Below are 12,568 nucleotides of genomic sequence, written 5' to 3'. Positions count from 1 at the left end.
GTGGCGCGGCGGGGCCCTGGTTTGAAGACTGCGGCGAATTCGCGTGAAGGCGGGGTGAAAAAGTGTCGGATCCCACCGCGATACTTGCGGCATGACAAGAAAGTGGTGCGACCCCGACGGTCGCGAAGACGCCGATTCCCTTGAGTACGTCATCGATGCGCTGACGGATGTGTGGGAGCCTCAGATTCCAGTCGATTTTTCCTTCGTCGACTTCGGCATCGTGTGCGGCTCGGGGTGAGCGCGCGGTTCGGGGCGACGGACCTGGCCGGGAGCCGACGCGCGCGAGCGTCCCGCGAATGGCGATTCCGATTCTCACGCGTTGCAACCCGCCAAGCGACGGGTTCGTTCCGCGGACCCGTGAGAGTCGCCGACGGATGGCCCTATGAAGGCCGCCGCGCTGCGTCAATGCGTCACAGAGACGGCGTCGGCGACCGAAAGGGAGATGTCGGCCGAGGTTTGAGGCGTGGACACGCGCATGAGGCCGAGGCCGCGTTTGACGTCGGCGACGCTCACGCTTGCGCCGGGGACCAGCCCGATGCCGGCGAGTTCCTTCAGCACGGCCGAGTCGGCGTCGTCGACGCGGTGGACGACGCCGGCCTCGCCCGGGCCGAGCGACCCCAGGGAGACGGCGTTCTCAGCCTCGGGCAGCGAGCCGTCGGGGCGGGGGATGGGATCTCCGTGGGGATCGTGCCGGGGATGCCCGAGCGCGGCGTCCAGCCTTTCCACGAAGGTTGCGGAAACGGCGTGCTCTAGGTGCTCCGCTTCGTCGTGGACTTCGTCCCACGAGTAGCCGAATATCGTCATGAGCCCGGTTTCGATGAGCCGGTGAATTCGGACCATGCGGGCGGCTTCGTCCCTTCCGGCCTTGGTCAGCGAGACGTTGCCGTAGCGGGCGTGGCGCACAAGCCCCATGGAGACGAGACGCTGAACACCCTCGGAAACCGTGGAGGGCGAAAGGCCGAGAGTCCGCGTGAGGTCGCCTGGAGTGACGGGTTTTTCCTGCCACTCTCCGAGCTTCCATATGGCGCGGAGGTAGTCCTCGTGCGAAGCCGACAGCGCCATCAGCCGACTGCCGCGGCCGCGGCGATGTTCAAGGCCTTCGAAAACTTGCTTTCCCTTTCCTCGGCCGTCATGTCGCGGCTGGGATCGAAAAGGAGGTCGGAGACTGTGAGGACGGCGAGGGCCTCTTTGCCGAGCTCGGCCGCGATCGTGTAGAGGCCCGCCGCCTCCATCTCGACGCCGAGCGTGCCGATTTCGGCCAAGCGCTTTGTCTGTTCGATCGGATTGCCGTAGAAGCGGTCTCGCGAAACGACTGTCCCCACTTTGACCCGGGGATCGTCGCCTGCCGCCTCGACCGCGGCTCGCAGCAGGCTCCACGAGGCGGTGGCCGAGAAGTGGATCCCAGGAACGACGCCGCCCACAATCGAGGAGTCGGTGTGCGCCCCGAGGGCGATCACGACGTCGCCGGGCGAAGCGTCGACGGCAAGGCCGCCCATCGTTCCGACCCTGACGATCCGTTCGACGTCGTAAAAGGAATAGAGCTCCGTGGCGTATATCGCAAGCGAGGGTTGGCCCATTCCCGACGCCATGACGGAAAGGGGCTTTCCCCGATAGAGGCCGGTGTACCCGACGATTCCGCGGACGTCCGTGACCTTTCGGGCGTCCGTCAGCAGCGCTTCGGCCATGCGCTGCGCCCGTTTCGGATCGCCTGGCATGAGGACGGCGGGCGCGAAGTCGCCCTTTTCTGCGGTTATGTGGGGTGTGGCCATGTGTGCCTTCCAAACTGATCGGGGTGCGGGCGGGGCATGGGAGCGCACAGCGGCAAGGTGATAGACTCCACCGGTACGTTCAATGCGGCGTTTTGCTTGGCATCTAGGCCACTATATCGCCCGTGGGGAGGTATCCACACCCCTTCTTTCGGGTAGAAGTGGCGTTGCTGACTTACGTCGACGAAAATTGTCCTTGGCCGAACGACGCTCGTCGGCTATGGATCGTCAAGAAAGGTGCGAACATGACTGTTCCGAACAACCCCGGCCAGGGGGGCTACCAGCAGCAGCCCGGTCAAGGGGGGTATCAGCAGCCCGGCCAGCAGGGATGGGCGCCGTCGGCATATTCAGCGGCTCCCGCCCCGGGACAAGACGCTTACGGTCAGCAGCCCGGCCAGGACGTCTACGGCCAGAATCCGCAGGGCTACGTGCAGCCCGGAGCCGACGCTTACGGCTATGGCCAGCAGGCTTTCCCGCAGCCCAGGCAAGGCGGCGGCTTCGGCGCGGCTTTCTCGATGAACTTCCAGAACAAGGGCGGCGTCGCCCTCGCGAAGATCGCTCAACTGGTCTCGATGATCGCAGGTGCGGGATTCGCGTTGTACGGTCTCTTTGATTTGCTCGCAATCGCCACGGCGGGAGGGGGCGCCGCCCTGCAGATCCTTTCGGTCTTGGCCAAAGCGGTCGCCTATATTGCTTTCGGACTTTTCCTTCCTGCCTTCAGCCGCGCCGTCCTCGAGCACGCCGTCAACGACAAGGAGTAGAGGATCCTTCGGATGGATTCCACGCTCCGCAAGGACTATCGGCTCATAGCCTTCGACTTGGACGACACGCTCGCCCCCTCGAAGTCGCCTTTGCCCGATCGGATGGCCGCCGCCCTGCGTCGGCTTCTCGACCTGGTCGACGTTTGCGTGATTTCGGGGGGCCAGTTCGGCCAATTCTCCTCCCAGCTGCTCGACAACCTGGGAGCGTCCGCCGAGCAGCTGGGCAGGCTGCATCTCATGCCCACTTGCGGCACCCGCTACATGCGTTGCATCGACGGGCAGTGGGTTGAAATCTACGCCAGGGACCTCACGGCCCACGAACGTCGCAAGGTCATGGAAGTCCTCGAATCTCAGGCGCGCAGGCTCGGCCTGTGGCGGGAGGACACATGGGGCCCCGTCCTCGAGGACCGCGGGTCTCAGATCACCTTTTCCGCCCTCGGCCAGGAGGCGCCGCTCGAGGAGAAGAGGGCGTGGGATCCCGACGGCCGGAAAAAGGAAGCCTTACGGGCCGCCGGAGCAGCGCTGCTTCCAGAGCTTGAGGTGCGTTCGGGAGGCTCGACGTCGGTCGATGTCACCCGCAAGGGAATTGACAAGGCCTACGGAATCGGCGAGCTTTCGTCCCAGACGGGAATCGCCGTCTCCGACATGCTTTTCGTCGGCGACCGCCTCGACGAGGGAGGGAACGACTATCCCGTGCTGCGCCTGGGAATCGACGCGCATCCGGTGGGCGGCTGGCAGGACACCGCTCGGTTTGTCGAAGAATACGCGGCTGCGCACACGCCAGGCGAGGCGGACAGGCCGGGTGAAGCGGAGCTGCAGAGCAGCTAGGATTTAAGCCGATGCGCGGAGCCTTGAAGCAACCGAAACGACGGAGGAGTCCATGGCCGACATCGACATTGACAGCCTGAGCGACGACGAGGTCGAAGCCTACATAGCCGAGGCGGAGTCGAAGAAGTGGAAAGCCTCGGACCGAGAGCTCGCGGGCGGAGCGTCCTTCGAGCTTTCGATCGTCATGCTCGTGACCGGGCTCGCGGGGATGTGGGCGTCCTTCAGCCTCGTGACCGCCGAGCGCGCCATGCTCCAAAACCCCGGGGGAAAGCTGTCGTGCGACCTCAATCCGCTCATCGGCTGCTCGGGTTTTTTCAATTCGGACTACAACACCCTATTATTCGGCGCGCCCAACGCGCTGTTCGGGCTCATGTTCTTCAGCGGCGTCGTCGCCCTCGGCCTCGCGCTCCTCGGCGGGGCGCGCCTGCCCTCCTGGATGTGGCGTCTGCTGAGCTTGGGAATGGCGGCAGCCGCCGCGTGGATTCTCTGGTTCCAGTACACGTCAATCTTCGTCGAGGGAGCTTTGTGCCCGTACTGCATCGTTACGTGGGCCGCCACAATCCCCTTGATTGTGCACGTTCTCGCCCGCAGCTTCGGAGCAGGCCACCTGCCCGCCGGAGACGGCGTCCGCAGAATTCTCGTCAAAGGCAGGTGGTGGCTCGTCGCGGCCGTCTACCTTGCCGTGGTTCTAGTGGCGGTCGTCGCCTTGTGGGACAAGTGGGAGTACGTTTTCTGACGCCCAGGCCAGGGGACTTCCGACGTGCACCAGGGGCCGTCACCCGAGCCAGAGGGGCTTCACCGAGTGCAGGTCCTTCGGAACGAAGGATTCCCACGACTCCTTGAGAGTCTCCCGCAGGCGGACCATAGCCGCGTCGAGCTGTTCCGCCGGCAATCCGGCCCTGGCGTTCTCGAAGCGGATGTCCTCCTCGCTGGTGGCGGGAATGACGTGGATGTGCACATGAGGCACCTCGAGGCCCGCGATGACAGTCATCGCGCGAGGAACCCCGAACGCATCGATCTGGGCCTTCCCGATGCGCTGCGCGACGACGCTCAGACGGGCGAAGGTCTCTTCGTCGAGATCGGTGAAGCGCGGGACTTCTATGCGCGGAATGACGAGGACGTGGCCGTCTGCAATGGGCTCATGGGTGCCGATGGCGACGCAGACGTCGTCGGCCCAGACGAACCGCCCGGGAATCTTGCCTTCGAAAATCTTGGTGAACACGCTCATGGCACGATTCTACGTCCGCGATCGGAGTTTCCACCGACCGTGATTCTCCAAGGGCCGGATCGAACTTCTCAACCGTCGGACGATTCGCGGCCGGCGCCTGATTTCACGGCGCGCGAAGCTCACAGTGGACACTTTGGGGCTCGTCGGCGGGCTTGAGTTAACCTTGGCATACCAAAATAATGAAAGGCGGACGATGAGCGGACAGGAAACAGGCGGGACGACGCCGCACCGGTACACGGCCGAACTGGCCAACGCGATCGAAGCGCGGTGGCAGGAACGCTGGGAAGAGCTCGGGACGTTCTACACCCCGAACCCGGTCGGCGACCTTGCGGGCGCGACGTCGGCTGAGAAGGTCTACATTCTCGACATGTTTTCCTACCCCTCGGGCAAGGGCCTTCACGTGGGCCACCCGCTCGGGTACATCGCAACGGACACGATCGCCAGGTATCAGCGCATGCTCGGCAAGAACGTGCTCTACACGATGGGATTCGACGCCTTCGGCCTGCCTGCGGAGCAATACGCCGTGCAGACCGGCCAGCATCCGCGCGTCACCACTGAGCAGAACATCGCGAACATGCGCCGCCAGCTCAAGCGCATCGGTTTCTCCCACGATTCGCGCCGGACCTTTGCGACCACCGACGTCGACTACGTGCGTTGGACGCAGTGGATTTTTCTGCAGATATACAACTCTTGGTACGACCCGGACGCCACCTGCCGAGACGGTCGGAGCAAGGGCTCGGCACGCCCGATTTCTCAGCTCCGCGACGAATACGACGCGGGGAAGAGAAAGCTTGACGACGGACGCGAATGGTCCGAGCTCAGCGAAGGCGAGAAGGGCGAGGTGCTTGACTCGCGCCGTCTGGCCTACATCAGCGAGGCCCCGGTCAACTGGTGCCCCGGTTTGGGAACGGTTTTGGCCAATGAGGAAGTCACGGCCGACGGGCGCTCCGAGCGCGGAAACTTCCCCGTTTTCAAGAGGAACCTGCGGCAGTGGATGATGCGCATCACCGCCTACGCCGACAGGCTGGCCGACGACCTCGACACCATCGACTGGCCCGAGAAGGTCCGGCTTATGCAACGCCACTGGATCGGCCGTTCGGAAGGCGCGAGCGTCGAGTTCGACGTTCCCGGAGCCGGCCGCAGGCTCGAGGTTTACACGACCCGGCCCGACACGCCTTTCGGCGCCACATTTATGGCGGTGGCCCCCGAGCATCCGATCCTCGGCGACGGCGTTCCCGGCAGCGAGGCCGACCAGTCGCGCCTGAACGTCCCCGAGTCGTGGCCCGAGGGGACGAATGGCCTGTGGACCGGCGGGGCTGCGACCCCGGCCGAGGCCGTCGCGAAATACCGCGCCGCCGCCGCAGCCAAGAGCGAGATTGAAAGGTCCGACGACGAGCGTGCGAAGACGGGCGTCTTCACCGGGCTGTTCGGAGTCAACCCCGCCAACGGCAAGCAAATTCCGATCTTCGTCGCGGACTACGTGCTGATGGGGTACGGAACGGGCGCAGTCATGGCCGTCCCGGCGCACGATTCGCGCGATTGGGAGTTCGCCCGCGCCTACGGCCTCGACGTCGTCAGGACAATCGGGCCGGCCGAGGACCCCTACGGCCCCAACCTCGAAGACGCCGCCTACGAGGGGGAGGGAGTCGCCGTCGATTCGGCCAACGATTCGATCAGCCTCGACGGCTTGTCGAAGGACGAGGCCAAGGCCGCCATGACGGCATGGCTCGAGTCGACGGGCGCGGGGCGGGCCGCGGTGACGCATCGCCTGCGCGACTGGCTCTTCTCCCGCCAGCGCTATTGGGGCGAGCCGTTCCCCATCGTTTGGGACGATGAGGGCCGGCCGCACGCGCTTCCCGAAGACTGCCTGCCCGTGGAGCTGCCGGAGATCAGCGACTACTCGCCGCGCACCTTCGACCCCGAAGACGCCGACTCCTCGCCGGAGCCGCCGCTAGGCCGCGCCGAGGAGTGGCTGGACGTCGAACTCGATTTGGGCGACGGCCTCAAACGGTACAGGCGCGAGACGAACACGATGCCGCAATGGGCGGGATCGTGCTGGTACGAACTGCGCTACATCGACCCCCACAACGAAGCCGAATTCGTCGATCCGACAAACGAGGCCTACTGGATGGGGCCGCGCCCGGACGCCGGAAACATCACGGGCGGCACCGACCTGTACGTCGGCGGAGTCGAGCACGCGGTCCTCCATCTCCTCTACGCGCGCTTCTGGCACAAGGTGCTTTTCGACCTCGGCCACGTCAGCTCCTCCGAGCCCTTCCACAAGCTCTTCAACCAGGGCTACGTCCAGGCCTACGCCTACACGGACGCACGCGGCCAGTACGTCCCGGCCGAGGAAGTCGTGGAGGCGGGGACCGACGAGAACGGCGAGACGCTCTACACATGGAAAGGCGAGCCTGTCTCCCGCGAATACGGGAAGATGGGCAAGTCGTTGAAGAACATCGTCACGCCCGACGATATTTGCGACGATTACGGGGCTGACACGTTCCGACTGTACGAGATGTCGATGGGCCCGCTGGACATGTCGCGCCCGTGGGAGACGAGAGCCGTCGTCGGTTCCCAGCGTTTCCTCCAGCGGCTGTGGCGCAACGTCGTCGACGAGCAAACCGGCGAGGTGACCGTGGCCGACGTTCCCGTCGACGGAGAGACGGCCAAGCTGCTCGCCCGGACGATCGCGGACGTCCGCAACGACTACGACGGGATGCGCATCAACACCGCCATCGCGAAAATGATCGTTCTGAACAACCATCTGACGTCCCTGGCCAAGGTGCCCAGGGAGGCGGCCGAGAGCCTTGTTCTCATGGTCTCGCCGGTTGCGCCTCACATAGCCGAGGAGCTCTGGGGTAAGCTCGGACATGAGTCTTCGCTTGCCGACGCTCCGTTCCCGGAGGTGGGCGACGAGTCGCTTCTCGTCGACGAGAACGTGACATGCGTCGTTCAGGTCCAGGGGAAGGTCCGCGATCGCCTGGAGGTGCCCGCCGACGTCTCCGAGGAGGACCTGGTTCAGCGCGCACTCGCATCGGAGCGGATCGCGAAGTTCCTCGACGGCGAGCCTCGCAAGGTGATTGTTCGCGCACCGGGACTCGTCAACATCGTCCCCTGAGGATCCATCGTCCCTAAGGAAGTGCCATGACAAAGAACGTCCCCGCGGTGACCCAGCACGAATTCGACGGGCTGCCCGCTTGGAAGCTGACCTCCCCGACCGGCGCCGAGGCGCTGGTCGCCGAGCGGGGGGCGACGCTCATTTCGTGGCATCCTCGGCCGGAGGTCGAGGTCATAGACGGATACGAGTCCGCCGAAGAGCTCGAGGCGCAGACAGGGGACAGGAGCCTCGTCATGCTGCCCTGGTGCGGGCGGATCGCCGAGGGAACGTACTCCTTCGGCGGCGCGCGATACAAGCTCGCCGAACGCGCCGAGTCCGCGGGCTTGGGCGGCAGAGCCGGGGGCATTGACTTCGGCAGAGTCGGGCGGGGGCCGGCGCTTGTGCTTCGCGGACGCATGCCGGGCGACTCCGGGTACCCGTGGAACATCGACGTCACGGTGGTTTTCGCACTTGACGCCGGAATCAACGGAGAGGAACACCTTTCGGTGTCGATAAGCGCCGAGAACGCGTCCGATTCCGCCGCGCCCCTTTCCATGGGCTGGCATCCGTACATTAAGATGCCCGGCGTGAGAGGCATATCGAATCTGTCCCTTACGATCCCCGCCAGAACCAAGGTGCTGACCGACGCGCGGATCGTTCCGCTACCCGGCGATTCGGCCTTCGCGGGGGTCGCCGCGCCGGTTCGCTTCGACTACCTCGGGACGACGAAGATCGACCAGTCCTACACGAACCTCGTCCCCGACGTCGACGGAGTGGTGTGCACCGAACTCAAAGACCCGGTGCGCTCTACCAGGGTGCGCCTGACCCAGGAGCCCAGCGAGGCTCCCGTCGCCCACGTCTTCACCGGCGACGGGCTTCCCCGCGACGAGCGTCAGTCGATAGCACTCGAACCTTGCTCCGCCCTTTCGGACGCCTTCCGCCGCGCCGATTCCGCGGTTCGCCTTCCATTGGGGCCGGGTGAGACCCGGACGATCACGGCGACGCTGACCTACATAGGCGGATAGGCCGAGCAACGGCTGCGCTGCAGGACGGGCCGCGCCCGGCGCCGTTGCAACCGCCGGTGTGCCGAGAAAGTGCGCGGCCGCGCCGTCGGCGTTGCGAACGGCTCTACCTGCGCCGCGAGCCGAACAGCGTTCGGGTGATGCTCGACCCCAGTGACCGCCCGATTGAGCGCACAACCGAATCGATCGCCGCCTCCTTGCGCTTTTCTTGACGCTCGGCACGGCGCTCGTCGGCCTTGCGTTGACGTTCGGCCTCTTTGGCGGCTTCGCGTTCCTCCCGCTCGGCCGCCTTGGCGGCGGCCTTCGCCTCTGCTTCGAGCTCTTTTAGGCGGCGCTTTTCGGCCTCCGCCGCTGCCTTCTCCGCCTCCTTTTCCGCTTTGGCCTGTTCCTTCGCGGTTTCGGCCGCTGCCTTCTCAGCTTCGACGCGCGCCGCGAGGAGCTCGAACGCGCTCTCCGGGTCCACCGGGTCCTTGTACTTGGCCATGAACGGCGACGCCGACAAACACGCGGAGACGGCCTCGGGCGAGGACGGCCCCATGACCGCTGCGGGGGCCCACAGGCGCGTGGGCGCGACCGGCGTCGGGCGTCCTTTCGGGTCGAGCACCGTGACGACGGCCTCGCCGGTGCCGAGGCCGGGAAGAACCTTCAGGAGGTCGAGCGGCGATGAAGGGAACGTGTCCACAGTCGCCTTGAGGGCCTTCTGGTCGTTCGGCGTGTGGGCGCGCAGCGCATGTTGGACGCGGGAGCCGAGTTGGGCGAGCACGTCGTCGGGAACGTCTTTCGGCGACTGCGTGACGAAAAAGATTCCGACGCCTTTGGAGCGGATGAGCCTGACCGTTTGAACGACCTGGTTGAGAAACTCCTTGCTTGCGTCGGCAAAGAGGAGGTGCGCCTCGTCGAAGAAGAAGACGAGCTTGGGCTTGTCGGCGTCGCCCACCTCGGGCAGGTCCTGGAAGAGGGAGGCGAGAAGCCACATGACGAAGGTGGAAAACAGCGCAGGCTGGGATCTCACGTCGGGAAGCTCGAGGCAGGAGACGACGCCGCGCCCGTCCGCCGACGTGCGGAGGAAGGCCTCCGTTTCGAAGGCGGGTTCGCCGAAGAAGGCGTCCGCGCCCTGAGCTTGAAGCGCGGAAATCTCGCGGAGTATCACTCCCGCGGTGGCGGGGGAGACGCCGCCGATTCCGGCGAGTTCGCCCTTGCCTTCCTCAGAGGTCAGGTATGCGACGGTCGCGCGCAGGTCTGCCAGATCGATGAGCGCGAGGCCTTGCGAGTCCGCCCACGAGAAGATCAGCGACAGCGCCGACTCCTGCGTCTCGTTCAGCCCGAGCACCTTGGACATGAGAATCGGGCCGAAGTCGGTGACGCTCGTGCGCACGGGGACTCCGTCTCCCGAGCCTCCCAGAGAGAAGAGCTCGACGGGGAAGGACGCGGGCTGCCACGGCTGACCGAGGGCGGCGACGCGGGCGGAGAGCTTCTCGGAGGCTTGGCCCGGCTCGAGCAGTCCCGTCAGGTCGCCTTTGATGTCTGTGATGAACACGGGGATGCCGGAAGCTGAAAGCCCCTCCGTCATGAGCTGGAGGGTGCGCGTCTTGCCCGTGCCGGTGGCGCCCGCCACGAGTCCGTGGCGGTTGAGCATTCCCAGGGGCATTCGCACGAGCGCGCGCGGTTCGGGCGCGCCGTCTTCGAGATATGCGCCGAGGGTGGGGGTCGGTGTGTCGAAGGCGTATCCGTCGCGAACGGCGGCGGCGTATTCGCCGAGCTCTTTTTCAGCGGAATCGGTTTGCGACGGCGCCGTCGTTTGCCGGGGGCCGTCGGGCTGCTGGGATGCGGGCGGCGAAGGCGCTTCCGATGTTGCAGAAGAGCCCCCGTCGGCTCGCTGCGGGCTTTCCGCCGTCGCCGCATCGCTCGACGAAGCGGAAGGGCTTTCAGGCGCCGGGGGGTTCCCGGAAGCCGGAGGCGCGTCAGAAGCGGGGGAGTTCCCGGCGGCCAAGGCCGCGTCGAGCGCGGCTTGGGCGGCGTCGGCTTTCGCTTGGGCCGCATCCGCCGCCGCCTGTGCGGCCTGCGCCCGTAGCCTTGCGAGTTCTGCGTCCGAAGTGCTCATGTGGAGAGTCTAACCGGGTTGCGGCGCCAATGGCGTTTCTTCTGCACAGTCAGCGGCGACTGGTCCACAGGTTTGCCAGACGCAGCGCCTGTCCACATTTCTGTTTTCGGGAGTGTCCGACGCCGCCGTACGGGCCAAGACTCCTTCCATGAACACTCCACCGCCGCGACCTCCGGCATTTCGCCGGCAACTGAAAGCACTCCGTCGGCAACCGAGAAGTTGCCGCTCATTTTCGCCGCCATCGGACGATCGACGCGAACCGCAGTTCTTGGTCAAGCCCGACGACGGCGATCCGCCGCCTTTCGACATACGCGGCATTGTCGGGATTCCTGAGGCCGCAGACCCTGCTTCTAGAGGCTTTGACGCGATTTCTGAGGCGGCCACCCCCGCCTTTGAGGCCGTCGACTTGGCGCCCGGGGCGGACGAATTGCCGCGTCGCGGCGACGAGGCGGATGCCGCGCCGGGCCTCGCCGACACGGCCGTTCTCCCCGTCGTCAGATTTCAGGAGCCGAAAGGCAGAGCTGAGAAAAGGCAGAGCTGAGAAACGGGCAGACGACGCAGAAATCCAAGAAGCGGCGAAGAGGCGTTCCTTCGCGAGCCTCGCCCTGGCCTCCGGGACGGGGGAGGACGTCGCAGCGCTCATGGGAGGCACAGGGGGACGACGCTGGCGTCTGAATCGGGACAACGCTCGGGCCGTTCTCATCGCGGTCGCGGTGTGTCTCGTGGCGGCGTGGGCATGGCTTGCGTTGACGAAACCCGGCGGAGACGAATCGCAGAGCAAGCTCGTCGAAGAACGGGGCTCGTCGGCCTCCCGCGGCGTCGGGCGCGGCAAAGCGAGCGACTCGTCCAGGGGCGCCGAAACCGGCAACAAGACCTCTCAGAAAAGCCGAGGCGGCGGGGAATCCGGCGGCGGCTCCACGGGAGGGTCCACCGAGCCTTCGTCGATCGTCGTCTACGTCAGCGGCGCGGTCAAAACCCCCGGAGTCTACACACTTGCGCCGGGTTCGCGCGTCGACGACGCCGTGCGCGCGGCCGGCGGGCTGAGCGAGCGCGCCGAATCCGCCGGAACCAACCTAGCCGCGCAGCTTTCGGACGGGGAGCACGTCCACGTCGCCGCCGCAGGCGAATCTGCGCCTTCCGGAGCGCTTGGCCCGTCGTCCGGCTCGGAATCGGCGGGCGGGGAAAAGGGCTCTGGCGCAAAGTCCTCGGGCAAAGGCTCGGGAAAGAAGGCCGCCCCGGGGCAGAAGGCGGGGGCTGCCAAGGTCAATGTGAACACCGCCGGCGCCGAGGAGCTTCAGACGCTGCCGGGAGTCGGCCCGGCGACGGCCAAGGCGATCGTCGCCTGGCGCGAGGAGAACGGACGCTTTCGGTCCGTCGAAGACCTGCTGGACGTTTCAGGCATAGGCAAGGCGACCCTCGCCAAGTTCCGCGATCGCGTGTCGGTCTAGCGCGGTGCGGCAAACATGTCGACGGGCTCGAAACATTCGAAGCACGCTCAAGAGCGCGCGCTGTCGCAGGATGTGAGGCTGCTTCCCCTGGCCTTTTCGGGGCTGGCGGGCGCGTGGGCGTCCCTGCATGCGGGCCGGGCGGCGGTCAGGTGGGCCGGAAGCGCATCGGCGTGGCTTGCCGTCGCGGCGGCGACGGCCGGCGCCGTGTGGGCGGTCAAACGAATGCTGCCCGAACGGGCCGTCGCCCGGACGGCCGCCGTGGCTGCCGCGATCTTCATCGGATGGACGTGGGCGGGGGGCCTCCATCGGAGCGT

The 12,568-nt window shown here is 66.1% G+C and carries 13 protein-coding genes; 9 read left to right on the top strand and 4 right to left on the bottom strand.

Annotated features, from left to right (window positions below; all coding sequences use genetic code 11):
- Positions 1-91 precede the first annotated feature (91 nt).
- Positions 92-238, top strand: coding sequence for a hypothetical protein (locus ACO48X_RS03065; RefSeq protein ID WP_485000427.1), 147 nt, complete (start codon positions 92-94; stop codon positions 236-238).
- A gap of 164 nt (positions 239-402) precedes the next feature.
- Here the strand turns inward: ACO48X_RS03065 and ACO48X_RS03060 are convergent, their stop codons facing one another.
- Together ACO48X_RS03060 and ACO48X_RS03055 are read right to left on the bottom strand one after the other, a co-directional pair.
- Positions 403-1,062 carry a metal-dependent transcriptional regulator gene (locus tag ACO48X_RS03060; RefSeq protein WP_485000425.1) on the bottom strand — a complete coding sequence of 220 codons (660 nt, stop codon included), beginning with the start codon at positions 1,060-1,062 and terminating at the stop codon, positions 403-405.
- A complete protein-coding gene (locus tag ACO48X_RS03055; RefSeq protein WP_485000424.1) occupies positions 1,062-1,769 on the bottom strand; it encodes a purine-nucleoside phosphorylase in 708 nt (235 codons plus the stop codon). The genes ACO48X_RS03060 and ACO48X_RS03055 overlap by 1 nt, the downstream gene beginning before the upstream one ends.
- A 242-nt stretch (positions 1,770-2,011) precedes the next feature.
- On the opposite strand from ACO48X_RS03055, the gene ACO48X_RS03050 reads away from it, so the two are divergent.
- The 3 genes from ACO48X_RS03050 to ACO48X_RS03040 are packed head-to-tail and all read left to right on the top strand — an operon-like array spanning position 2,012 to position 4,091.
- Complete coding sequence (locus tag ACO48X_RS03050) at positions 2,012-2,527, top strand: hypothetical protein (protein WP_485000422.1); 516 nt, start codon at positions 2,012-2,014, stop codon at positions 2,525-2,527.
- Between the two features lie 12 nt (positions 2,528-2,539).
- Positions 2,540-3,355 carry an HAD-IIB family hydrolase gene (locus tag ACO48X_RS03045; RefSeq protein ID WP_485000420.1) on the top strand — a complete coding sequence of 272 codons (816 nt, stop codon included), beginning with the start codon at positions 2,540-2,542 and terminating at the stop codon, positions 3,353-3,355.
- A 52-nt stretch (positions 3,356-3,407) separates the two neighbouring features.
- On the top strand, positions 3,408-4,091 hold the full coding sequence (locus ACO48X_RS03040) for a vitamin K epoxide reductase family protein (protein ID WP_485000418.1): 684 nt from the start codon (positions 3,408-3,410) through the stop codon (positions 4,089-4,091).
- A gap of 39 nt (positions 4,092-4,130) precedes the next feature.
- Here the strand turns inward: ACO48X_RS03040 and ACO48X_RS03035 are convergent, their stop codons facing one another.
- Positions 4,131-4,583: an HIT family protein gene (locus tag ACO48X_RS03035; protein WP_485000416.1), complete on the bottom strand. Its 453-nt coding sequence runs from the start codon at positions 4,581-4,583 to the stop codon at positions 4,131-4,133.
- A gap of 193 nt (positions 4,584-4,776) precedes the next feature.
- Between ACO48X_RS03035 and ACO48X_RS03030 the strand changes: the two genes are divergently transcribed.
- Entirely contained in the window at positions 4,777-7,704 is a 2,928-nt protein-coding gene (locus ACO48X_RS03030) for a leucine--tRNA ligase (RefSeq protein WP_485000414.1), read from the top strand.
- A 26-nt stretch (positions 7,705-7,730) separates the two neighbouring features.
- Entirely contained in the window at positions 7,731-8,708 is a 978-nt protein-coding gene (locus ACO48X_RS03025) for an aldose 1-epimerase (protein WP_485000412.1), read from the top strand.
- 103 nt (positions 8,709-8,811) lie between these two features.
- Here ACO48X_RS03025 and ACO48X_RS03020 read toward each other — a convergent pair whose 3' ends face one another.
- Positions 8,812-10,806: a helicase HerA-like domain-containing protein gene (locus tag ACO48X_RS03020; RefSeq protein WP_485000410.1), complete on the bottom strand. Its 1,995-nt coding sequence runs from the start codon at positions 10,804-10,806 to the stop codon at positions 8,812-8,814.
- A gap of 268 nt (positions 10,807-11,074) precedes the next feature.
- Here ACO48X_RS03020 and ACO48X_RS03015 point away from each other — a divergent pair, with 268 nt between their 5' ends.
- The 3 genes from ACO48X_RS03015 to ACO48X_RS03005 form a co-directional block, all read left to right on the top strand.
- Positions 11,075-11,347 carry a hypothetical protein gene (locus tag ACO48X_RS03015; protein WP_485000408.1) on the top strand — a complete coding sequence of 91 codons (273 nt, stop codon included), beginning with the start codon at positions 11,075-11,077 and terminating at the stop codon, positions 11,345-11,347.
- A gap of 100 nt (positions 11,348-11,447) precedes the next feature.
- Positions 11,448-12,254: a ComEA family DNA-binding protein gene (locus ACO48X_RS03010; RefSeq protein WP_485000406.1), complete on the top strand. Its 807-nt coding sequence runs from the start codon at positions 11,448-11,450 to the stop codon at positions 12,252-12,254.
- Positions 12,255-12,326: 72 nt separating this feature from the next.
- The coding region (locus ACO48X_RS03005) for a hypothetical protein (RefSeq protein ID WP_485000404.1) at positions 12,327-12,568 on the top strand (242 nt) is incomplete at its 3' end.

This window comes from Peptidiphaga sp., from assembly GCF_057238965.1.
Note: the sequence above shows the minus strand (reverse complement) of the source record. Positions and strands in the feature narration are given on the sequence as shown.

Bases quoted from the DNA above. Each gene is read 5' to 3' on its own strand.
- ACO48X_RS03020 (WP_485000410.1), bottom strand. From the start codon at position 10,806: ATGAGCACTTCGGACGCAGAACTCGCAAGGCTACGGGCGCAGGCCGCA.
- ACO48X_RS03040 (WP_485000418.1), top strand. From the start codon at position 3,408: ATGGCCGACATCGACATTGACAGCCTGAGCGACGACGAGGTCGAAGCC.
- ACO48X_RS03045 (WP_485000420.1), top strand. From the start codon at position 2,540: ATGGATTCCACGCTCCGCAAGGACTATCGGCTCATAGCCTTCGACTTG.
- ACO48X_RS03050 (WP_485000422.1), top strand. From the start codon at position 2,012: ATGACTGTTCCGAACAACCCCGGCCAGGGGGGCTACCAGCAGCAGCCC.
- ACO48X_RS03010 (WP_485000406.1), top strand. From the start codon at position 11,448: ATGGGAGGCACAGGGGGACGACGCTGGCGTCTGAATCGGGACAACGCT.
- ACO48X_RS03035 (WP_485000416.1), bottom strand. From the start codon at position 4,583: ATGAGCGTGTTCACCAAGATTTTCGAAGGCAAGATTCCCGGGCGGTTC.
- ACO48X_RS03065 (WP_485000427.1), top strand. From the start codon at position 92: ATGACAAGAAAGTGGTGCGACCCCGACGGTCGCGAAGACGCCGATTCC.
- ACO48X_RS03060 (WP_485000425.1), bottom strand. From the start codon at position 1,062: ATGGCGCTGTCGGCTTCGCACGAGGACTACCTCCGCGCCATATGGAAG.
- ACO48X_RS03055 (WP_485000424.1), bottom strand. From the start codon at position 1,769: ATGGCCACACCCCACATAACCGCAGAAAAGGGCGACTTCGCGCCCGCC.
- ACO48X_RS03030 (WP_485000414.1), top strand. From the start codon at position 4,777: ATGAGCGGACAGGAAACAGGCGGGACGACGCCGCACCGGTACACGGCC.
- ACO48X_RS03025 (WP_485000412.1), top strand. From the start codon at position 7,731: ATGACAAAGAACGTCCCCGCGGTGACCCAGCACGAATTCGACGGGCTG.